General features: G+C 30.1%; 20 protein-coding genes. 8 read left to right on the top strand and 12 right to left on the bottom strand.

Features of this window, described 5'->3' with window-relative positions; translation table 11 throughout:
• Positions 1 to 4: 4 nt before the first annotated feature.
• Complete coding sequence (gene nspC / locus L8V88_RS00930) at positions 5 to 1,168, bottom strand: carboxynorspermidine decarboxylase (RefSeq protein ID WP_263726410.1); 1,164 nt, start codon at positions 1,166 to 1,168, stop codon at positions 5 to 7.
• 145 nt (positions 1,169 to 1,313) lie between these two features.
• Here nspC and L8V88_RS00925 point away from each other — a divergent pair, with 145 nt between their 5' ends.
• From L8V88_RS00925 to L8V88_RS00900, 6 genes are all read left to right on the top strand, one after another.
• Complete coding sequence (locus tag L8V88_RS00925) at positions 1,314 to 2,858, top strand: multicopper oxidase family protein (protein WP_263726409.1); 1,545 nt, start codon at positions 1,314 to 1,316, stop codon at positions 2,856 to 2,858.
• A 9-nt stretch (positions 2,859 to 2,867) separates the two neighbouring features.
• Positions 2,868 to 3,089 (top strand): MoaD/ThiS family protein, encoded by a 222-nt coding sequence (locus L8V88_RS00920; protein WP_263726408.1) that lies wholly within the window; start codon positions 2,868 to 2,870, stop codon positions 3,087 to 3,089.
• A gap of 3 nt (positions 3,090 to 3,092) precedes the next feature.
• Positions 3,093 to 3,539, top strand: a complete 447-nt coding sequence (locus L8V88_RS00915; RefSeq protein ID WP_039627992.1) for a molybdopterin synthase catalytic subunit — start codon at positions 3,093 to 3,095, stop codon at positions 3,537 to 3,539.
• A gap of 1 nt (position 3,540) precedes the next feature.
• On the top strand, positions 3,541 to 4,722 hold the full coding sequence (locus L8V88_RS00910; RefSeq protein WP_263726407.1) for a molybdopterin molybdotransferase MoeA: 1,182 nt from the start codon (positions 3,541 to 3,543) through the stop codon (positions 4,720 to 4,722).
• A 34-nt stretch (positions 4,723 to 4,756) separates the two neighbouring features.
• Positions 4,757 to 6,109: a hypothetical protein gene (locus L8V88_RS00905; RefSeq protein ID WP_263726406.1), complete on the top strand. Its 1,353-nt coding sequence runs from the start codon at positions 4,757 to 4,759 to the stop codon at positions 6,107 to 6,109.
• A 162-nt stretch (positions 6,110 to 6,271) separates the two neighbouring features.
• Positions 6,272 to 7,354 (top strand): NAD(P)-dependent alcohol dehydrogenase, encoded by a 1,083-nt coding sequence (locus tag L8V88_RS00900; RefSeq protein WP_263726405.1) that lies wholly within the window; start codon positions 6,272 to 6,274, stop codon positions 7,352 to 7,354.
• Here L8V88_RS00900 and L8V88_RS00895 read toward each other — a convergent pair.
• Together L8V88_RS00895 and rrpA are read right to left on the bottom strand one after the other, a co-directional pair.
• Complete coding sequence (locus tag L8V88_RS00895; protein WP_263726404.1) at positions 7,351 to 7,803, bottom strand: lipocalin family protein; 453 nt, start codon at positions 7,801 to 7,803, stop codon at positions 7,351 to 7,353. The two genes, L8V88_RS00900 and L8V88_RS00895, sit on opposite strands and share 4 nt — an antisense overlap.
• Entirely contained in the window at positions 7,800 to 8,129 is a 330-nt protein-coding gene (gene rrpA, locus L8V88_RS00890) for a MarR family transcription factor RrpA (RefSeq protein ID WP_087700365.1), read from the bottom strand. Before rrpA ends, L8V88_RS00895 begins: the two co-directional genes overlap by 4 nt.
• A 93-nt stretch (positions 8,130 to 8,222) precedes the next feature.
• Between rrpA and L8V88_RS00885 the strand changes: the two genes are divergently transcribed.
• Positions 8,223 to 8,807 carry an NAD(P)H-dependent oxidoreductase gene (locus L8V88_RS00885; RefSeq protein WP_263726403.1) on the top strand — a complete coding sequence of 195 codons (585 nt, stop codon included), beginning with the start codon at positions 8,223 to 8,225 and terminating at the stop codon, positions 8,805 to 8,807.
• Here L8V88_RS00885 and L8V88_RS00880 read toward each other — a convergent pair.
• From L8V88_RS00880 to lgt, 6 genes are all read right to left on the bottom strand, one after another.
• A complete protein-coding gene (locus tag L8V88_RS00880; RefSeq protein WP_263726402.1) occupies positions 8,797 to 10,614 on the bottom strand; it encodes a dynamin family protein in 1,818 nt (605 codons plus the stop codon). The genes L8V88_RS00885 and L8V88_RS00880 overlap by 11 nt on opposite strands.
• On the bottom strand, positions 10,604 to 12,829 hold the full coding sequence (locus L8V88_RS00875; protein ID WP_263726401.1) for a dynamin family protein: 2,226 nt from the start codon (positions 12,827 to 12,829) through the stop codon (positions 10,604 to 10,606). Before L8V88_RS00875 ends, L8V88_RS00880 begins: the two co-directional genes overlap by 11 nt.
• Positions 12,807 to 13,532, bottom strand: a complete 726-nt coding sequence (locus L8V88_RS00870; RefSeq protein ID WP_012661078.1) for a fumarate reductase iron-sulfur subunit — start codon at positions 13,530 to 13,532, stop codon at positions 12,807 to 12,809. The genes L8V88_RS00875 and L8V88_RS00870 overlap by 23 nt, the downstream gene beginning before the upstream one ends.
• The gene (locus L8V88_RS00865) at positions 13,525 to 15,516 is read right to left on the bottom strand and encodes a fumarate reductase flavoprotein subunit (RefSeq protein ID WP_263726400.1); all 1,992 of its coding nucleotides are present in this window, start codon (positions 15,514 to 15,516) and stop codon (positions 13,525 to 13,527) included. The genes L8V88_RS00870 and L8V88_RS00865 overlap by 8 nt, the downstream gene beginning before the upstream one ends.
• Positions 15,500 to 16,279 carry a fumarate reductase cytochrome b subunit gene (locus tag L8V88_RS00860; protein WP_039617578.1) on the bottom strand — a complete coding sequence of 260 codons (780 nt, stop codon included), beginning with the start codon at positions 16,277 to 16,279 and terminating at the stop codon, positions 15,500 to 15,502. The genes L8V88_RS00865 and L8V88_RS00860 overlap by 17 nt, the downstream gene beginning before the upstream one ends.
• Before the next feature lie 77 nt (positions 16,280 to 16,356).
• Entirely contained in the window at positions 16,357 to 17,172 is an 816-nt protein-coding gene (lgt, locus tag L8V88_RS00855) for a prolipoprotein diacylglyceryl transferase (protein WP_263726399.1), read from the bottom strand.
• A gap of 72 nt (positions 17,173 to 17,244) precedes the next feature.
• Between lgt and L8V88_RS00850 the strand changes: the two genes are divergently transcribed.
• Positions 17,245 to 18,039, top strand: coding sequence for a membrane lipoprotein lipid attachment site-containing protein (locus L8V88_RS00850; RefSeq protein WP_263726398.1), 795 nt, complete (start codon positions 17,245 to 17,247; stop codon positions 18,037 to 18,039).
• Here the strand turns inward: L8V88_RS00850 and L8V88_RS00845 are convergent.
• Genes L8V88_RS00845 through L8V88_RS00835 form a run of 3 tightly spaced genes read right to left on the bottom strand, consistent with a single transcriptional unit; the run spans position 18,026 to position 20,065 of the window.
• Positions 18,026 to 18,565, bottom strand: coding sequence for a hypothetical protein (locus L8V88_RS00845; protein ID WP_257938602.1), 540 nt, complete (start codon positions 18,563 to 18,565; stop codon positions 18,026 to 18,028). The two genes, L8V88_RS00850 and L8V88_RS00845, sit on opposite strands and share 14 nt — an antisense overlap.
• Complete coding sequence (locus tag L8V88_RS00840) at positions 18,549 to 19,103, bottom strand: hypothetical protein (protein ID WP_039627963.1); 555 nt, start codon at positions 19,101 to 19,103, stop codon at positions 18,549 to 18,551. Before L8V88_RS00840 ends, L8V88_RS00845 begins: the two co-directional genes overlap by 17 nt.
• Positions 19,100 to 20,065, bottom strand: coding sequence for a hypothetical protein (locus L8V88_RS00835; RefSeq protein WP_263674751.1), 966 nt, complete (start codon positions 20,063 to 20,065; stop codon positions 19,100 to 19,102). Before L8V88_RS00835 ends, L8V88_RS00840 begins: the two co-directional genes overlap by 4 nt.
• Positions 20,066 to 20,068: the final 3 nt, after the last annotated feature.

The following is a 20,068-nucleotide window of genomic DNA, read 5'->3' as shown; positions in this document are numbered from 1 at the left end:
ATTTTTAGTTTCTTTTTGAATAATTTTCATAGCCAAATTCTCTTACCATAGATAAATTTTCATTCTTATCTAAGAACATTAAATTTGGAAGTCTTACTCCATTAAATGTGGTGTTTTTAACTATGGAATAATGAATTTGATCTAAAAATGCTATTTTTTGTCCTATTTTTAATTCTTGATTAAAAGCATACTCACCCATAATATCCCCTGCTAGGCAAGTATTACCACCAAGTAAATAAGCAAATTCATTTTCTTTTAACTCGCTGTATTTTTCCCCATCACGACTTGATAAAATTCTAGCATTTAAAACCTCACTTGTATAAGGCATGATGATAGTATCTGGCATATGAGCTTCGCTTGAAGTATCTAAAATAGCTATTTTTTTCTCATTTTCTACTATATCTATCACACTTGCAACTAAAGTTCCACACTGCCAACCCACAGCCTCACCTGGCTCAAGATACACTTGCACTCCATATTTATCGCTAAATTTTTTACAAAGATCAATTAGTTTTTGCGTGTCATAGCCTTCTTTTGTAATGTGATGACCCCCGCCAAAATTAACCCATTTCATATTTTTAATAAATTTTGAAAATTTAGCTTCAAAAGCATTTAACACAAGCTCTAAAGAATGCGCACTTTCTTCACATAAAGCATGAAAATGAAGCCCACTTAAAGCGCTTAAATCTTCATTTTCAAAATCAATTGCACGAATTCCTAATCTTGAAAATCTGCCACAAGGATTATAAAGTTCTTTTGGGGCTACTGAAAGCTCTGGATTACAACGCAAACCAAGAGACTTTTTACTTGCTTTGTCTTTAAATTTTTTAAACTGATTAAAAGAATTAAATACTATATGGTGTGAAAGATCTATGATTTCATCTATTTCATCCTCTTTAAAAGCAGGTGAAAAAGTATGAATTTCTTTATCCATATATTCTTTTGCAAATTTAGCTTCCCAAAGCCCGCTACAAGTACAGCCTGATAGATACTCACCCACTATATCCATAGCACCTGAAAAAGCAAAACCCTTTAGCGCAAGCAAAACTTTTGCTCCACTTTGCTCGCTCACTTTAGCCAAAAGCTCACAATTTTTTCTAAGTTTATCTTCTTCTAAAATATAAGCAGGAGTTTGAAAGTCTTTATCTAAATGATTTTTAATTAGCATTATTTATCCTTAATTTTTTGATTTAAAACCACTTGTATAACAAATCATATTAAAATTATATCTTGTTTTTATAATTTACAATCATTAATCAAATAATAGTTATAATCAAAATCCAAATCAAAATTAATTTAGGAGTAAAAATTTAATGGACAGAAGGTTATTTTTAAAATTTAATGCTTTAGGTTTAGCAAGTATTAGCAGTGCTTATGCAATGGGAGATCATTCTCATCACAATATGCACTCAAAACATACACAAAAAGACACAAAAGAAATCAATACTTCTTTTATAAAACTAGAAAATCCAAACATTAAATTACTAGATGAAAAAGACTTTCCTAGCGGACAAACATTAGCAAATTTAAAACTTCTAAAAAATACAAGTACAAAGAAAAATTTCTTTAGATCAAGTATAGAAATCAAAGAAAGTCAAATAGAACTTGTTAAAGGTAAAAAAACAAAATGCTTTACTTACAATGGCTCTATACCTGGACCTAAAATAGAAGTTTATGAAGGTGACACTGTAGAAATTTTGGTAAAAAATAGCTTAAAAGAACCAACTACTATCCACTGGCATGGACTTGACATACCACCTGAGCAAGATGGCAACCCACATGATCCTATCATGCCTGGTAGAGAAAGAATTTATCGCTTTAAACTTGGAGAAAATTCAGCAGGAACTTACTGGTATCATCCACACCCACACTACACTACAGCAAAACAAGTTTATAAAGGCTTAGCAGGGGTATTTGTAGTTAAAGCTAAAAAAGATGCGTTGTCGCATTTACAAGAACAAGATTGGGTGATTAGTGATTTGCGTTTAGATGAAAATGCACAAATTCCTGATAATAATTTATTTGATTGGCTAAATGGTAGAGAAGGAAATTTAGTTCTTATCAATGGACAATTAAAACCAAAAATAACACTTGACAAAGCTCAAAGAATTCGTATTTATAATTTTTGTGCGGCAAGATATTTAAATTTACGCATTAAAGGTGCTAAATTTATTTTAGTAGGAACCGATGGAGGGCTTATAGAAAAAGGTGTTGAATTAGATGAGTTATTTTTAAGTCCTGCTTCAAGAGTAGAAGTATTAATCAAAGCAAATAAAGGTGATTTTAAACTTGAAAGTACTTATTATGACCGCGATAAAATGCTTGTTAAAGAAAAACCTTACACTCTTATGTTAGCTAATCTTAAAGTAGAAAAAACTATAGAAAACATACCGGAGAAATTACACGAATTTCCACCTTTAAAAGAAGCTACAAGCTTTAAAGAAGTGATTATGAGTGAAGATCATATGCAAATGCATGGTATTAGTAAAAAAAGTGAAGAAGAAATCAAAAAAAGCCTTGCCTCTATGTTTTTAATCAATGGTAAAACATTTGATATGAATAGAACGGATTTAACCTCAAAATTAAATGAAGTAGAAGAATGGGTAGTAAAAAACAAATCACATATGGATCATCCTTTCCATATACACGGAACACAATTTGAACTCATATCTTCTAAATTTAAAGGTAAAATAACAAAAGCAAAATTCAGAGCATTGCAAGATACGATTAATGTAAGACCTGGAGAAGAATTAAGACTTAGAATGAGTCAAAAATTTACCGGTATTAGAATGTTTCACTGCCATATTTTAGAGCATGAAGATCTTGGAATGATGGGAATTTTAGAAATAAAAGAGTAAAGGTAAAAAATGATAAAAGTCGAATTTCTAGGGCCAATTAACAAAGAAAGCTTAGAACTAAACGTAAGCAATCTTAAAGAATTAAAAGCAATTTTAGGGCAAGATGAAAGCTTAAAAGAATGGCTTGAGCTTTGTGCAGTTGCTTTAAATGATGAAATGGTTTTTGATGATGAAACTACCTTAAAAGATGGGGATAAAATTTGTTTATTACCACCGGTTTGTGGAGGATGAGTTATGTTTGAATTACATCAAGGAGCCTTAGAAATTCCTAGCATTTATGCTAGATGGTATGAATATGCTAAAGATAAAAACTGCGGAGCTTTGATCACATTTTGCGGTATAGTCAGAGCTGAAGATGAGATTGAGGCTTTAAGTTTTGATATATATGAGCCTTTATTAAAAACTTGGTTTGAAAAATGGTGCCAAAAACTTGCAAATGAAAATGTAAGCTTGATGTTTGCTCACTCTATCGGTGAGGTTAAAGTACATGAGAGTTCTTATTTTGCTGGGGTTTTAAGCAAGCAAAGAAAATTAGGACTTAAGTTAATTAATGATTTTGTAGAAGATTTTAAAGCAAGCGCACCTATATGGAAATATGATATCATTAATGGCGAAAAAATTTATGCCAAAGAACGCTCTTTGAAACTTCAAGGAGCAGGAATTTTAAGCACTAAGGACTAAAATGCTAACTTCTTATAACCAAAGTTTAGATATACTTCATTCACACATACAAGCATATGAAAAGATAGAAAACATCGCTTTAACACAGTGCTTAGATAGAATTTTAGCCATAGATATCAAAGCTTCTACCAACAACCCTCAATTTCCCACTGCTTCTATGGATGGTTATGCGATCAAATTTAGCGAGCAAGATGAGCCTTTGTCTATCATAGGTGAAGTACCTGCGGGAGTTTTTCCAAGCTTTAAAATACAAAATAAAGAATGTGTTAAAACCTTTACAGGTTCTTTGATGAGTGAGGGTTGTGATACCTTAGTACCTGTTGAAAAAGTAGAAGTTAAAAACAACATGGTTTATATAAAAGAAAAAGTTCCACAAGGCTTTGCTGTAAGAAAGGTTGGCGAGAGCTACACCAAAGGTGAAATTTTACTTACAAAAGGCACAAAGCTAGGCTATAGCGAGATAGCACTTTTAGCCGAGCTTGGACACTTTCACATTAGTGTTTTTGCTAAACCTATCATAGGCGTGCTAAGTAGTGGAAGTGAGATCAAAGACTTAGGCGAAAGCTTAGAACACCCTGCACAAATTCGCTCATCAAACCATGTAGCCATAGCTAATATGGCAAAAAAACTTGGTGCTGAAGCTAGAATTTTCCCACTTTTAAAAGATGATATGCAAAAAACCCCAAGTGTTTTAAAACAAGCACTTAATGCATGTGATATTTTAGTTACCACTGGTGGAGTTTCCATGGGGGATTTTGACTTTTTAAAACAAGCTGTTAAAGAGTATGAAATCATCATAGACAAAGTCAATGTAAAGCCTGGCAAACACATCAAAATAGCCAAATTTGAAGATAAATTCATCTTTGCTCTACCGGGTTTTCCATACTCGGCTATGGTGATGTTTAATTTATATGTAAGAGAACTTTTAAATGCTTGGCTTTTACAAGAAAAAGACTATGTATTTAAAGCATTTGCAAATACTGACTATAAGAAAAAAAGTTCACATTTAGAATTTGTAGCTTGTAATGTAGAATTTAAAGATGGAAAAATTTATGCCAATTTAAAAGGCAAAAAACAAGGATCAAGTGCCATCATCAACAACCTTAACCACAAAGCCGCACTTATGATAGCACATGATGATATAAAAGAAAATGATTTGGTAGATATTGTTTTAATGCCTTGATATTAATTGTGATAATATAAAATAAGGATTATTAATGAATTTTGAAACCCTGTTAGCTACAAAAGAAAAAAGGCTACAAGATTGTCAAGAATTAATTAAAGAGCTTAAAGAAGAAAAACAAATTTTAAACCATGAGAATATAAAGATAATAAATAGAAGATTACAAGAACTTATAAATAAAGAAATATTATTTTTTAATAATTTAGAATACACAAAATTTAAAAACAATCCTCATGAAATCAATGATTTAGAAAATGAAATTTATTTTTATTTTAATTTGTATATAAAGAATATTGATAGAATAAAACTAGAAAAGCTCAATAAACATAAATCCGAACTTACAAAATCCCATAGAATAAGAAAATATATACAAGATTTTGCTAATAAATCAATTTTTAAAAAGTCAGAAGAGTTAATTTTTAAATCTGAATCCAAATTTATAAAATATAAAGAATCTTATAGAACAAGAAAAGATACACAAGATTTTACCAATATTTCAAAATTGATTTTAAAGAAATCAAAAGATTTATTTTCATTGATTAATATCGTGGGATTTTTTATAGCCATATTCATACTAGCACAGCATTTTATACAAACAAAAACTATTCCTTTTATAGATAGTCAAAAGATAATCGCTTTGGCAGTGACAGGTATTTTATTTGGAGGTATTTTTTGTTTTTTCTATATAGCAGTATTCGTTTTTTCAAGAGAATTACATAAATATTTTCTTAAAATACCAATAAAAATTCCTATATTAATTTATATTGCCACATTGATAATATTTTTTATTACACAAAACGACCCTAGTATAAAATTTTTATTTTTATTTTTAATTACATTAGTTGTTGCAAATATAATACTATGGTTTTTTGGGAGAAAATATATAATTTCATCAAACATGATAGAAATTTGCGCAATGCAAACCATATTAATATTTATATTATATGCAGTTATTGCTTTTATTTATGCCCTTGTTATTATTAATACACAAAAAATTAATGATATTTATTTAATCTTTGCTTGTATTCTTATTTTAGGTTTATTCAGCTTTTTATTTTACATTAATGATTTTAAATTTTTTATACTTACCAATGCTATCATCTTGATTTTTTCTCTTTTTACTTTAAATAAAAATATTATTTCATATTTAAAAATAGGTAATTTTAACGCGGAATTACTACTAAGTAAAAATAAAATTCTAAAAGATAAATTAATAGATAATAATATCAGCTTTATTGAAAATGCAGAAGGTATAAAAGTAGAAAATGTACACATTCTATCGGATGCAAAAGATATTTATTATATACAAAGCAAAAAAGAAGATAATACATCCACAGAAAAATCATTTATAATAGATAAAAAATATGTTTTAGATAAAAATTTTTAATTTTTGAAAAATTCACAACTACCGAGAAAAACTCGGTAGTTAAATTATATATTCTTTTGCAAAATCTACAAACTTACCTTTAGTATAGTATCTTACTTTATTTTCCCTATTGCAATAAAAACCTAGCTTTAATATAATTTCAAAAACCACAAAGGAGAGAAAATGGACTCAAAAATCTTTTTAGAAAATGGTCGTGTTAAAAGTAAAGGTTATGCTATGCTTAGCAAGGATTCTAAATTTACACCTTTTGAATTTACACGCCATAAAGTAGGCAAAAACGACATCTTAATCGCTATCAAATACGCAGGAATTTGCCATAGTGACATACACACCGCAAGAAGCGAATGGGGTGAGGCAACTTACCCTTGCGTACCTGGTCATGAGATAGCAGGAGAAGTTATCGCAGTGGGTGAAAATGTGAGTAAATTTAAAGTAGGTGATTATGCTGGGGTTGGGTGCATGGTAAACTCATGCGGAGAGTGCGAAGCATGTAAAAAATCTCAAGAACAATTTTGCGAAAATGGTAAAACCATCTACACTTATAACTGCAAAGATGTATTTCATGATAATGAAAACACCTATGGAGGCTACTCAAACAACATCGTAGTAAGTGAAAAATTTGCTATCAATGTACCAAAAAATACTCCACTTGACAAAGTAGCGCCTTTACTTTGTGCGGGTATTACTACCTACTCACCGCTTAAATTTTCAAATATAAAAGAAGGTTCAAGCGTAGCCATAGCAGGGTTTGGTGGGCTTGGTATGATGGCAGTAAAATATGCTGTGAAAATGGGTGCAAAAGTAAGTGTTTTTGCAAGAAATGAAAACAAAAAAGCAGAAGCTCTAGCTATGGGTGTGAGTAATTTTTATACTAGTACAGATAAAAGTACAGTAAAAGAAAGATTTGATCTCATCATCTCTACCATACCAACCCCTTATGATCTACTAGCTTATATGGATTTATTAAAATTTGGTGGTGAGATGGCTATAGTAGGATTACCTCCACATGAAGTAAGTCCTAGCATTAACATCATTCACTTTGTACATAAAGCTGGTAAAAAAGTATATGGCTCGCTTATTGGGGGCATTAAAGAAACTCAAGAAATGCTTGACTTTTCTTTAGAACATGGAATTTATCCTGAAATTGAACTCATCAAACCAAGCGAGATTGACAAAGCTTATGAAAATCTCACTTCAGGAAAAGCCAAATTCCGCTATGTAATCGATATGAGTGCAGAGGATTAATGCTCATCAAAAATCACATCACTAGTGTCAAAATCTCTTTGCTTGGCTATTTCAAGCAAAGAGTTTATTTGCTCTTTTGCTAAAATCTCTCTTGATAAAATCCAAAGATATTTTTTATCAGGACTACCTACGATAGAAACTTGATAATTTGTATCAATGTAAATAATCTCATAGTTTGGCTTGTTAAAAACATTCATAAAAATACTAAATTTAACCGCTAAAGATCTTGGAGATTTTACCCTAGCTTTGCCATTTGCCTGAGAGATTTCTCCATTTTCTTTTGTGCATATATTTTTGACTTTAATTATAGGTATAGAGCCTTCATACTCTAGCTCATATTCTGCCTTAGCACTTTTGCAAGTTTTTTGAAAAAATGCAGGTTTTCTAGCCATTTCTAACCATGTACCCATGTATTTTTCTAAATTTATATCATCTAATAATTCTATCATTTTTCTTCCTTTTGATTTGCCTCACCCCAATCACACATCGCTTGTAAAATAGGGATCAAGCTTTGTCCTTTTTTAGCAAGGCGGTATTCTACTTTTGGAGGGATTTGTGGGTATTCTTTACGCGTGATTAAATCATCATTTTCAAGCTCTCTTAAAGTATGTGTTAAAGTCTTAAAAGAAATATTTCCAAGATATCTTTTAAGTTCATTATATCTTACAACTTCATAGCGAAACAAACAATACAAAACACTCATCTTATACTTTCCCGAAATCAAAGACAAGGTATAGTTAAACCCACATTCTGTAAAATCGCACTTTTCTTCCATATACTTTCCTTTTATATAGTATCTTACATAAATTTCAGTATTGAAATAAAATTATAGTTAAATTATAATTTTAAAAACATAAAAGGATAAAATATGCAAAAAGCATTGTTATTAAATGGTGCAAAAGACTTTGGACACTCTAAAGGAAGACTAAACACAAGCTTACATGAGCTTGCACTTAAAACTCTGCAAGATCTTGGTTTACAAACCCAGCAAACACATATAGATCAAGGCTATGATACAAACAATGAGGTAGAAAAAATTCTAAATGCTGATGTTTTGATTTGGCAAATGCCTGGTTGGTGGATGGGAGAGCCTTGGATAGTGAAAAAATACATTGACGATGTTTTCACAGCAGGACATGGAGTGTTTTATAAAAACGATGGTAGAAGTCATAATGAACCTACTAAGAATTATGGCACAGGTGGGCTTTTAAAAAATAAAAAATACATGCTTTCACTAACTTGGAATGCTCCAATGCAAGCTTTTGATGATGAGAATGAATTCTTTAATGGATCCGGAGTTGATGGAGTGTATTTACACTTTCACAAAGCACATGAGTTTTTAGGAATGAGTGCTTTGCCTACTTTCATAGCAAATGATGTAATCAAAAATCCTCAAATACAAGAATATTTTACAAACTACAAGGCGCACTTAGAAAAAATTTTTAAAGCTTAGAAATTTGGGATTTGATGCTAGAAATCATTGATTTTTTAGCCTCAAATTCACTTTTTAAATTCAAAATAATCTGCCTTTTAGCTTCAATAAAATCAACAAAGCTTTGCATATAATTTTTATAAATTTTTAAAACTACAGGCTTATTTAAAAGCAAATCTTCAAATTCATATACATTAAGCTCAGTTAATACCCTTTGATGTACTTCACTTGCTTTTGGATGATATAAGCTAAACTCAGTACTATCAAGCTCGTAAAATTCTTTACTCGCATTCATTTTAGTGCTAAAAAATCCCAAAGTAAGTTTAGTAGCACTTTCATAATTTGCTAAAGCTTTTAGATTAAGCTTTTCTAAAAATAGATCAAGTTCAAGTTGGCTTTTAAATAATAATTGCTTAAAATCTTTTAAAAAAAGCTCCTCGCTAGCACTAGCAAAGCTTCTAAAACTAGCAAATTCTTTTTCACTTTCTAAGGCATTTTCTTTTTGTAAATTTGAAAATTGAGCCTTAAAAAGCAAAATTTGCTCTTCTAAATTAGTAAAAAGTAAGGAAAAATCATCTTTGATTTGACTAAATTCTAAAGCGATTTCATTTTTTAATCTTTTAAATTCCTTATTCATTGCTTCAGAGTTATAAAACATAGCCAAAAACGCATCATCACTTGAAAGATATGGTGCTTTATAAGCAACTTTTTCATAAAGATTTTTCTTAAATAAGCCCTTAGCTTCTTTATAATAACTACTATCTTTTTCTTTGATAAATTTTAAGATTTCTTGAGAAATTTTTTCTCCAACAAGTTTTAACTTATCTAAACAATTATGATTTAAAATTTTGATTTTTTGCTCTAGCTTGCTTACTTTGAAAGTTTGCATAATAGTATTAAATTTAAGCTCTAATTGCTCTAGTGCATTTTGAAATAAATCATATTGATTTGACAAAAGTTCGCATAGATTACCAAGTTTATCTTTGATAAAATCTTTTTTAATATGCTCATAATCAAGTTCTTTTAAATACTCATAAAGTAAAGGTAAATTTGACTTTTGCAAATCAAATTTTGCTTCTTTGCATGAAATTGCGATGATTTTTTCAAAATACTTATCAAAAACTAAATGAGCGTAATTTAAAACATTTTCTAGCTCATCTTGACTTAACTTATCTTTTTGATTTAGCACGCAAATCCCACCACGCTCTAAAAGCTTGGCATTTGCTTTTATAGCATCTTCTTCACTTTTTTTACCTGCATTATCAATCAAACTAAGCCAAATAGCACTATGCATAAAAGAAAGTTCTTTAAAAGTAGTTAGCGTGTCGGTGGTGTTTGCATTTAGACCTGGGGTATCTATAAGCGTGATATCTTTTAAAAGCTCAATAGGTGCAAAAAGGTGCAAACTTTTAGTTTCTTTTAGCTCATTTCTTTGATCGCTAAATTTAGAAAGCTCATCTATATCAACAATCTCATCACTACCATCTTCATATTCAACTCTTAAAAAATACTCTTTAGCATAGCGTAAAAAAGTAGGTTTAAAAGTCACTGGTACCACGCCTGTTGGCAGGCATTCTTTTTGTAAAATCAAATTTAAAAGCGTAGATTTACCGCTGGAAAATTGCCCTATAATGGCCACATTAATGGCTCTTTTATAGCTAGCTATAATCATTTCAAGATCTTTTAAAAACACATCATTTAAATGCAAACTTGGCTCTAAAAATGCATTTTTAATTGCTAAAATTTTTCCTTCAAAACTATCATCAAAACTTTTACAATAAGCATTTTCATAAGCTTTTAAAAAATCATTAATCAAATCATTTTGCATTTAAAAGCTCCGTTTTTAAAGTCTTTAAACTTTGTAATTTTGTATTGTTTTTTTCTAAAAGCTCTTTGGAATTTTGTTCATTTTGTTCTATTTGTAAAATCAAGTCTTTTAAGTCTTTGATTTGCTCTTCTTGTTCTTTTTCGTATAAATTTAAACTAAGCTCTAAATTAGTAAAAAATTCTTGATTATTTTTTAAATCTAGGGCGATTTTTTCTATATTAAATGTTTGTAATTTTTCTAAAATTTGATTTTCTAAAGAGCTTTCTAGTTTATAAATATCTTGCGTGGATTCTAAATTTTTTAAAAGTTCCGCTTTTAATGTCATAAAAAGATCATTAGTGAAAATGCTTTCTATTTTTGCTTCAACCTTGCTTTTAAAATCATCACAATTTTGCTCTAAAATAACTTTTAAAAAATCATATTTCACGCTTAGTGTATTTTTAAGCTCATTGATCTTATACTCACTTTGTTGTTTTAATTCTCTTAAAAGATCAAAAATTCCATCTTTTAAAGTCGTATCAATGATAGTGTTTAATCTTTGAGTGTTGTTTTTGATTTTATTATTTTGATTATATTTTAGCTCATCTATAAGTTTTTCTTTTAATTTCTTAGCTAGTAAATGCAAAAGCGTTAAAATTTCTTGAGTATTTTCATCTTTTGTGCTAAAAATAGCACTTAGCTCTGCTTTTACTTGCATTAATTTTTCTTTTTTTGCTTTAAAATCATTGATAATAGCTTGATTTTGCCTATCAAGCTCAAAGCTTTCATAATTTAGCATTTTATTAGAAAATTTAATTTTTTCTTCTATTTTTTCTAAATGCAATAATAATTCTTTTTTATAAGCACTTAGAGCGATTTTGTTTTTATCATATAAGCTTTTGGCTATAAGTTCTTCTAGTGTTAAAATATTGCTTTGTTCTAAATTTCCACCTTTTTTTTGATAAAAATCATTAGCTAGTTTTGAAGAAATACACACAAAATCTACATTATCTAATAATTCTTGGCTAAGCTGCTTTTGTGCTAAATTTTCTTTGAGCTTATTTTTAGTATAGTTAATTACTTCTTGTAAGTCTTTTTGACTAAGCAAGTCAGCCTTAGTAAGCACAATCAAAAGCTTACTTACCCTTGAAGTTAACAAACATTCTATAATAAAGTCACAATCTTTTTGACTTAAACTTTGAGAAGCATTCATAAGATGAATTAAAAAGTCAGCTTTGCTTATATAAGCTTTTGTTAAAAGCTCTCTTTGGATGATCACATCATCAAGTCCTGGAGTATCAACTATACAAACATTATCTTTTAAAAAATCAAGCGATGAAAAAAGTTCTATTTTTTTAATAAGTGCTGAGATTTTGTTTTTTGCACTAGTGTAATTTTTTAATTCTTCAATTTTTATTTCTATATTTTTATTTTCTTTTTCAATATACTCATTTAGATTAAAATTTTGCTCTAATTGTTTTATAAGTTCTTGCATTTCTTGATTATCTTTAGAGCTTTTTAAAATATCTTGCCATTCTTCATCACTCCAAAAATATATCTTAGCTTTTTGGTCTTTGCCGTATTTTAAAACACTTAAATTTGCAGTTTCAGGCACATTAGATACACCTAAAAAATCTTTTTTTAAAAGTGCATTTAGCATACTTGATTTACCTGCATTTACCACACCCGTTACCGCGATAGAAAAATCAATATTGCTAAATTTAACTAAAGCTTCTTGTAAGAGTTTTTGAGCTTTTTCATCTTCGCAAAGCTCTTGTAAGTTTTGGTTAATAAGATCTAGTGTTTGATGTGAGTTTTTAACTTCTTGCTTGTAATCTTTTTGAATAACTTTTTGTTTAGATACAAAAGCATATATTAAAGTATTATCGGTGATTTTTTGAAGTTTTTCCAAGGCTTTTAAAAGCTCATTTTTGTCTAAAATTCCTAAATTTAAAGCGTTAATAAAACAAACCTGTGCATACTGAATACCATAAAGATCTAAGCGTAAATTTAAACTTTTCATCAAACTTTTAAATTCATTTAAAGCGCTAAATCTTTCATAATTTTCAAGATTAGTACTTAAAAGAATTGCTACTTTTTGAACATCAATCAAACTTTCATCAAAAAGTGTATTTGTGTCAAGATAAACGCTATGATTTTGCCAAATTTGTTTTAGTAAGGTTTTAAGAGCCCCCTTTTCTTGGGGGCTAGAATTATTTGTTTCTTTGAGCGACAAGCTGTCTTCTCATATAAGCGATTTTGCTTTGTAAAGGTAGTTCTTTTGGACAATTATCTTCACATGCAAGTAAAGACATACATCCAAACACACCATCATCATCACCCACTAATTCATAAAAATCTTCTATGGTTCTGTGATCATGTGGGTCTTGTAAATATCTAGCTGTTCTTAAAAGTCCAGTAGCTGCGATAAAGTCAGGTCTCATTAACTTAGTTGCACAAGAAGCAACACAAATTCCACACTCTATACAACGATCAAGCTCAAAAGTCTCATCAGCAACTTCTGGTTCAATACGCTCTTCAAGTTTAGAAATATCTGTTTCTTTTTCATTATGCACCCAGCTTTCAACGCGTTTACACATACCATCAAACCACTCACCTGTATTAACACTTAAGTCCTTAATGTGTCTAAATGCAGGTAAAGGCATAAGCTCTATAACGCCATCTGGATAGTCTTTTGTCAATGTTTTACAAGCAAGTTTTGGCTTACCATTGATCATCATAGCACAACTTCCACAAATCCCTGCTCTACATACAAAGTCAAAACTCAAATCCGCATCCATTTTTTCTCTGATTTGAGTTAAGCACACAAAAATCGTCATAAATGGAGTTTCTTCAAGCTCATAAGTAACAAAATGAGGCTTAGAAATTTTACTTAATGGATTATATTTAAATGCTCTTATTGTTAATTTTCTACTCATAATCAACTCCTATTCTTTGATTTGGTGCTTTAAATTTAGCTTGTAATTCATAAGGCATTAAAGCATGTTGAATTTCATATCTTCCTTTGCCTTCTGCTTCCATTTTTTCACGGATCGCATCAACTTCAGCTTGGCGTTTTTCACTTAATGGATTTTCAATGATATTTCCTTTAGCACCATAACCTCTAAATGCAGGTGGGATTTCCATTTTCATAATGTCAAGATCTTCATACTCAACTCTAGGCATACTTTCACCTTCTACCCAGTAAGTATTTGTTCTTTTCATCCAATTTAAGTCATCTCTTTTTGGATAATCTTCTCTATAATGAGCCCCGCGGCTTTCTGTTCTTAAAAGCGCACCATAAGCAACACATAAAGCAATTTTTAGCATTCTTGGAACCCTGTAAGCTTCTTCAAGCTCTGGATTTGCACATTTTAATTCTTTATCATGTACTTTTAGATCAAGTGATTTTTGATACAATTCTTCAAGCTCTTTAACCGCTTCTTCAAGACCTTGGCCTGTTCTAAAGATAGCTACTTTTTCCCACATAATGTCTTTCATTCTATTTTTGATTTCAAATACATCATGTTTTCCTTCTTTGCTAACAAGAGATTTTAAGTAATCATACTCTTTAGAAAGGAAAGATTTAACGATATTTGTATCAATATCATTACCATTTTCTTTACAATATTGTGCAAAATAATCTCCAACGATCATACCTGCAACAACAGTTTCTGAACATGAATTTCCACCCAAGCGGTTAAATCCGTGCATATCCCAGCAAGCTGCTTCACCACACGCAAAAAGACCATTTAGCCATTGACTTTCACCAGTTGGCTTTGTTCTAATACCACCCATTGAGTAATGTTGCATAGGTAAAACTGGTGCCCAGCCTTTTGGACCCTCATCAGCAGGATCAATACCATTAAATGTTTTACAAATATCTTGAACATCGCGAAGATTTTTTTCAACATGAGCACGACCAAGGATAGAAATATCAAGCCATAAATGATCTCCATAAGGGCTTTTTACACCTTTTCCTTTTCTAATATGCTCCATCATTCTACGACTTACAACGTCCCTACTTGCAAGTTCTTTTTTCTCAGGCTCATAATCAGGCATAAAGCGGTAACCATCAACATCTCTTAAGATACCACCATCACCTCTACAACCTTCAGTTAGTAAGATACCACTTGGTACGATTGGAGTTGGGTGAAATTGCACTGCTTCCATATTTGAAAGTCTGCAAAGTCCAGTTTCAAGTGCAATAGCAGCGCCTGTTCCTTCACAAATAACAGCATTTGTGGTTTGTTTATAAATTCTACCATAACCACCTGTTGCAATCATAGTTCCTCTAGCAACATAAGCGATTAATTCTCCATTAGTTAAATCTCTAGCAATAGCTCCTAGACATTTTTTACCATCATGGATAATTCTTACTGCTTCCATTCTATCGATGATTTTAACTTGATGTTTAATCGCTTCATTTGCCACACCATATAGCATACAGTGTCCTGTTGCATCAGCGATATAACATGTTCTCCATTTTTTAGTACCACCAAAGTCTCTTGCATTTATAAGACCATGTGCTTCTTCTTTTTCTTCAATAGTAGTTTTTTGAGCATTGATAACTACAGTTCTAGGTCCTTTTGCAACCCTAGTCCAAGGCACACCCCAGGCAGCAAGCTCACGCACAGCTTTTGGAGCAGTTTGCGCAAACATTCTTGCAACTTCTTGATCACAGCCCCAGTCAGACCCTTTTACTGTATCAGCAAAATGCACATCTTCATTATCTCCCTCACCTTTAACGCTATTTCCTAAACTAGCTTGCATACCACCTTGTACAGCAGCTGAGTGAGATCTTTTAACCGGACAAATACTTAATAAAGTTACACTTTGACCACTTTTTGCAACTTCAATAGCAGCTCTTAAACCTGCAAGACCACCACCGATAACTAAAGCATCACTATATTGTATGTTCATATTTAGCTCCATCATAAGTTTTTACTATTTGCGCTACAGAGTTGTTTTGGTAATTATTAAAGCCTATTTTTGCAAAAGCAGCTAAGCTTAATACACCTAAAACTAAGAAGAAAATACTAATAAACCATTTTGCTTTTTTAAGTTTTTTACGACTTTCTTTTGCATCTTTACCTTCAAACCAACCCCATTTTACACATAATCTATAAAGACCAATACTACCATGCAACTCAACACAGATTAATAAGGCAATGTAAAATAACCACATAAAATGGCTCACTACTCTATCGCCTGACATATCAGCACTGATTTTATCTGCATTAGTAATGATAAAAATTAAGTGTGCAGAACCCAAGAAAAACATTACAAAACCAGTTGCAGCTTGAACCCACCATAAAGAAGAATCACCATGATTCATATATTTTAAGTGTGTTCTACAAAGTTGGTATTGTCTGAAATTAATAGGGAATTTTCTCATTGCAAGACCCGCATGCACAAAGAAAATAACCAAAACACAGGCAGCTAAGAAAGAAGTGATGTAGCTCATCATAGGGCTATTAATGATAAATTTTAGTTCTAAAAAGTGAACCACTGAATCAAAAAAATCATCACTAACCAAAATGGTAGAAACGAAAAACATATGTGCCCACATAAACAAGCCTAAAATCAAGCCTGTTGCACTTTGAATATAGTCAAGTTTTGCTGGCATTTTGCTTTTTTTGCCATCAATACTCTTGCCTAAAAAACCTTCAATGAGTTGGCTCATATTTACTCCTTTTAAAAGTTGATAAGTTTTAATATCGGAGCAATTATAGAACTTTTATTCTTAAAATAAATAAAAATTTATAAATTTTTTTTAATATTTCTTAAATAAAAAGATAGAAATAGTCCTAATAAAAACATTAATAAGCTCAATATCTGACCCATACTCATACCAAAAGCAACAAAGCCTATACCAAAATCAGGCTCTCTAAAAAACTCGCATACAAAGCGCGCTAGGGCATATAAAATCGTATAGTAAGCAATCAGTTCTCCATTGTGTTTTTTATATTTTTTTATTAGTAGTAAAATAACAAAAACCACAAAGCCTTCTAAAAATGCTTCATAAAGTTGTGAAGGATGACGCAATATCCCCTCTACATAAATACCCCAAGGTACTTCCGTAGCTCTACCAAATAATTCTTGATTTAAAAAATTTCCAATACGACCAAAAATATATCCACATGGCACACTAATAGCAACTAAATCTAGATATTTCCATAAATTTTGCTTATTTTTTTTACAAAAAGCATAAGTTGCTATTAAAAATCCAACAACAGCTCCATGATAACTCATACCCCTAATCCCTACAAATTCTCCATTATAAAAGGGATTAAAAATTTGCCAAGGATGCGTAAGATACCATAAAGTATGTGCATCATAAATTAAAATATAGCCTATTCTTGCACCTAAAATCACCCCTATTTCTACCCATATAAAATAGCTATCAAGCATAGCTTTAGAAATTCCCATATTGTCTTTAATCGCATAGTATTTTGCAACCATTAAAGCAACAAGCAAAGCCAGCACATACATAATGCCATACCAATGCACTTTTAAACCAAAAATTTCAAAAGCCACTACATCAAAATTTGCATAAATATTTTGCCAAAATTCCATAAAAAGCCCTTATTATAAAACATATAATATAGCAAAAAATTGTTATAATTATAAAAATCACAAGGAGAGAAAATGAAAAAAATATTATTATTTTTTAGCATAATTTTATTTTTAAGTGCTTGCACTGGTAATCAAAAAACTTATTATATTTCTATGCCAAATTTTAAAAGCACTTTTGAAGAACATAACCACACAAATGCTAATAGCCCTAAAGTCAAAATCAATGATGTAGAAATTATAAAAAGTACTTTTTATAGCTCATATTTTGAACAATCTACTCTAAATCAAAGAATTAATAAAAGCTTAGAATTACTCAAAAAACAACTTTTAGAAGATAGCAAAGCATTGCTTCAAAGTAAAGGATATACTATAGATAATGAAAATCCTGATTATGCTTTTAATATAGTTATCAATGCTAATTTATATGAAGATAAGGTTACAAGAAATTCAAGTCTTGGAGGCGATAGTGTAGAGTCTTCTTTTATGATTATTTTAGAAGCTCAAAGTCATTTAAATAATTTACATCAAGAAGATACTTTTCAAAGCACAACAAGCTCAGCAAAACTAAATGATCCTATTATTTTAAATTATCCTATAAAAGGTCAAGCAAGCATAGAAAGCTTTAGAGAGGTATACAGTGCTGTTCCTACTCAGCTTAATGAAAGTCTTGCAGCAAGTGCTTTAGAAATTGATAAAGTTTTTGTTGCTTTTTATAAAGAAATCACATCTAGTTTAAAAACTAGTGTAAAAGAAATCAAAGAAGGACCAAAAACACAAGAAAGCTCAGAAGTTCAAGATGTAAAACAAGATGATAAAGAAGAAAAAGCTACTCCTTATCAAAACAATGAAGTAATCATCTTTGAATAGCTTGTGCGTAAAACACTTTGATCTTAAATTTAAGATTAATGTGTTTTTCTTCGGATTTAAACTCCACAGGAGTGCTAACTTCTATTAAATTTTTATATCTTTGCAAATCATTTAAAAAAGAGTAAAAAGCTTGAGGATTTTTCATCTTTACATTAGCTCCAAATTGGTATTTTAAATACTCTTGCTCTTTTTTAATGGGAATGAGATTAATTTTTACATCATCAAAGTAATTTTTCATAAATTCCAATAATTCTTTTTGTGAAAATTCTGCATTGATTTGAGCTAAATTTTGCGCATTTACCTTTTGAAACTCATCAATAACTTTTTCTAAAGCTTGCAGCTCATTTATTGCTTTAGTGTTTTGAATTTGCTGGGTTGCTAATCTTGAATGTTCGATTTTATAATCTTTCAAAAAAGGCACGATTAAGAATAAAATCAAAATCGCACAAAGTGCCACAAATGAAAAAGAATAAATCAAGATTTTTAATACATCAGCTTCTTCTAAGCTCTTATCGTTTTTGCTCATACATTTCCTCTGGTATAGTGATATTTACACTTACAAAGCGATACCACCCATTTTCTAATTGATAATAACTTGTTTGAGAATTGGAAAAAATACTTCTTAATGGAGCCTCTAATAATAATGCAAACATTTCTTTAGTAGGTGTAATGCCTCTTAAAATAAGCGATCTATCTTCCATTAAAACCTCATCTAAAGATATGTTTTTAGGCACTAGAGTAAAAAGATTTTGAATACTTTTTAATAAAACTTTATTTTTACCATTTTCTTGCTCTTGCTCTAAATCTCCCAAAATCAACTCTGCTTTATCATTTTGTCTTACTAATTCTTGATATTTAAGCTTATTAGCATTAATTTGTGCGATAATTTGAGCTAATTCTTCTTTTTTATTATCAAGTTGTACAGACGCATAATAGCTTTTAAAAACAACCACAATAAATACTACAAAAATCAAAGCAACACTAATACTAGTAAAATAAATCCAAATTCTAGTAAAAAGATTAAAAACAGGTTTTATCTTAGGTTTGATTAGACTATATCTCATAGTTTTAAGTCCTTCACCATAAGTTCATTCATCAAATTTAAAGTATCTACAAGTTCTACTTTAGGTTTTATAAAAAGTTCATTTTCTAAATAATCAAGCGAGGTCGGACTAAAACTTTCCTCATCAAAAATCACAATTTCTTCTAAAAAGCTATTATCATACAAAGGATTTTGATAAAATTCTTTTACACTTGAAATGATGTATTCTATCATTTTCATATCTGAGCTAAAATTTTCTAAAGACTCAATAGGAAGCTCTTCTTTTTCTTCATCTAATTCCTCAAGTTTGTCAAGCTCTTGACTCATTTCTTCTAAGCTTTTTAAGTCATAATTTTGCTCATTTTCTTCTTCTTGATTTTCATCATCAATTTGTAAATCAAATTCTTCTTTAATATCATCAAAAAAATCATCTTCATCATAATTTTGACTAGCTATATTAAAATAACTTCCAAACAATATAGCTTCATTTTTACAAATTAACATCGCAACAAAATCATGGTATCTATACACATAAAGGCCTATTTTTTCTTCAAAACCTCTATTTGCCATACAATGATAAAGTAAAGAAAAAGGCGAATAAAGTAGATCTAAACCGCCAAAAGCCTCATAATCTTGCTCATATGAGCTTAAAGAATGATTAGATGCATATAATAAACCATTATTAAAAGAAATACACTTAACACTACTTGCATCAACACCAAAATTGGAAAGATCTTTAAAATTTGAGCTTGGCACAACGCCTTGGGCAATAGGAGTAAAAAAAGTACATATATAATAAATTTGAAAATCTTTAGTTAAATTTTTTACATATTCTATGGCTTTTTCTTTATCTTCAAAGCTTTTTTCAAAAGTATCCACAGCTTGGGATTTTTTCCAAGTATGACATCTTATAATGTATTGTTTTTCATCATAGCAAATACAAACTAAAAGTTGTAAAATATATTTTCTAAAAAAAGATAACATAGT

Source organism: Campylobacter sp. IFREMER_LSEM_CL2101 (genome assembly GCF_025771825.1).
Classification (GTDB): domain Bacteria; phylum Campylobacterota; class Campylobacteria; order Campylobacterales; family Campylobacteraceae; genus Campylobacter_D; species Campylobacter_D lari_C.
Note: the sequence above shows the minus strand (reverse complement) of the source record. Positions and strands in the feature narration are given on the sequence as shown.

Excerpts from the sequence above, each read along its gene's own strand:
- nspC (WP_263726410.1), bottom strand. The coding sequence starts at position 1,168 with ATGCTAATTAAAAATCATTTAGATAAAGACTTTCAAACTCCTGCTTAT.
- L8V88_RS00925 (WP_263726409.1), top strand. The coding sequence starts at position 1,314 with ATGGACAGAAGGTTATTTTTAAAATTTAATGCTTTAGGTTTAGCAAGT.
- L8V88_RS00920 (WP_263726408.1), top strand. The coding sequence starts at position 2,868 with ATGATAAAAGTCGAATTTCTAGGGCCAATTAACAAAGAAAGCTTAGAA.
- L8V88_RS00915 (WP_039627992.1), top strand. The coding sequence starts at position 3,093 with ATGTTTGAATTACATCAAGGAGCCTTAGAAATTCCTAGCATTTATGCT.
- L8V88_RS00910 (WP_263726407.1), top strand. The coding sequence starts at position 3,541 with ATGCTAACTTCTTATAACCAAAGTTTAGATATACTTCATTCACACATA.
- L8V88_RS00905 (WP_263726406.1), top strand. The coding sequence starts at position 4,757 with ATGAATTTTGAAACCCTGTTAGCTACAAAAGAAAAAAGGCTACAAGAT.
- L8V88_RS00900 (WP_263726405.1), top strand. The coding sequence starts at position 6,272 with ATGGACTCAAAAATCTTTTTAGAAAATGGTCGTGTTAAAAGTAAAGGT.
- L8V88_RS00895 (WP_263726404.1), bottom strand. The coding sequence starts at position 7,803 with ATGATAGAATTATTAGATGATATAAATTTAGAAAAATACATGGGTACA.
- rrpA (WP_087700365.1), bottom strand. The coding sequence starts at position 8,129 with ATGGAAGAAAAGTGCGATTTTACAGAATGTGGGTTTAACTATACCTTG.
- L8V88_RS00885 (WP_263726403.1), top strand. The coding sequence starts at position 8,223 with ATGCAAAAAGCATTGTTATTAAATGGTGCAAAAGACTTTGGACACTCT.
- L8V88_RS00880 (WP_263726402.1), bottom strand. The coding sequence starts at position 10,614 with ATGCAAAATGATTTGATTAATGATTTTTTAAAAGCTTATGAAAATGCT.
- L8V88_RS00870 (WP_012661078.1), bottom strand. The coding sequence starts at position 13,532 with ATGAGTAGAAAATTAACAATAAGAGCATTTAAATATAATCCATTAAGT.
- L8V88_RS00865 (WP_263726400.1), bottom strand. The coding sequence starts at position 15,516 with ATGAACATACAATATAGTGATGCTTTAGTTATCGGTGGTGGTCTTGCA.
- L8V88_RS00860 (WP_039617578.1), bottom strand. The coding sequence starts at position 16,279 with ATGAGCCAACTCATTGAAGGTTTTTTAGGCAAGAGTATTGATGGCAAA.
- lgt (WP_263726399.1), bottom strand. The coding sequence starts at position 17,172 with ATGGAATTTTGGCAAAATATTTATGCAAATTTTGATGTAGTGGCTTTT.
- L8V88_RS00850 (WP_263726398.1), top strand. The coding sequence starts at position 17,245 with ATGAAAAAAATATTATTATTTTTTAGCATAATTTTATTTTTAAGTGCT.
- L8V88_RS00845 (WP_257938602.1), bottom strand. The coding sequence starts at position 18,565 with ATGAGCAAAAACGATAAGAGCTTAGAAGAAGCTGATGTATTAAAAATC.
- L8V88_RS00840 (WP_039627963.1), bottom strand. The coding sequence starts at position 19,103 with ATGAGATATAGTCTAATCAAACCTAAGATAAAACCTGTTTTTAATCTT.
- L8V88_RS00835 (WP_263674751.1), bottom strand. The coding sequence starts at position 20,065 with ATGTTATCTTTTTTTAGAAAATATATTTTACAACTTTTAGTTTGTATT.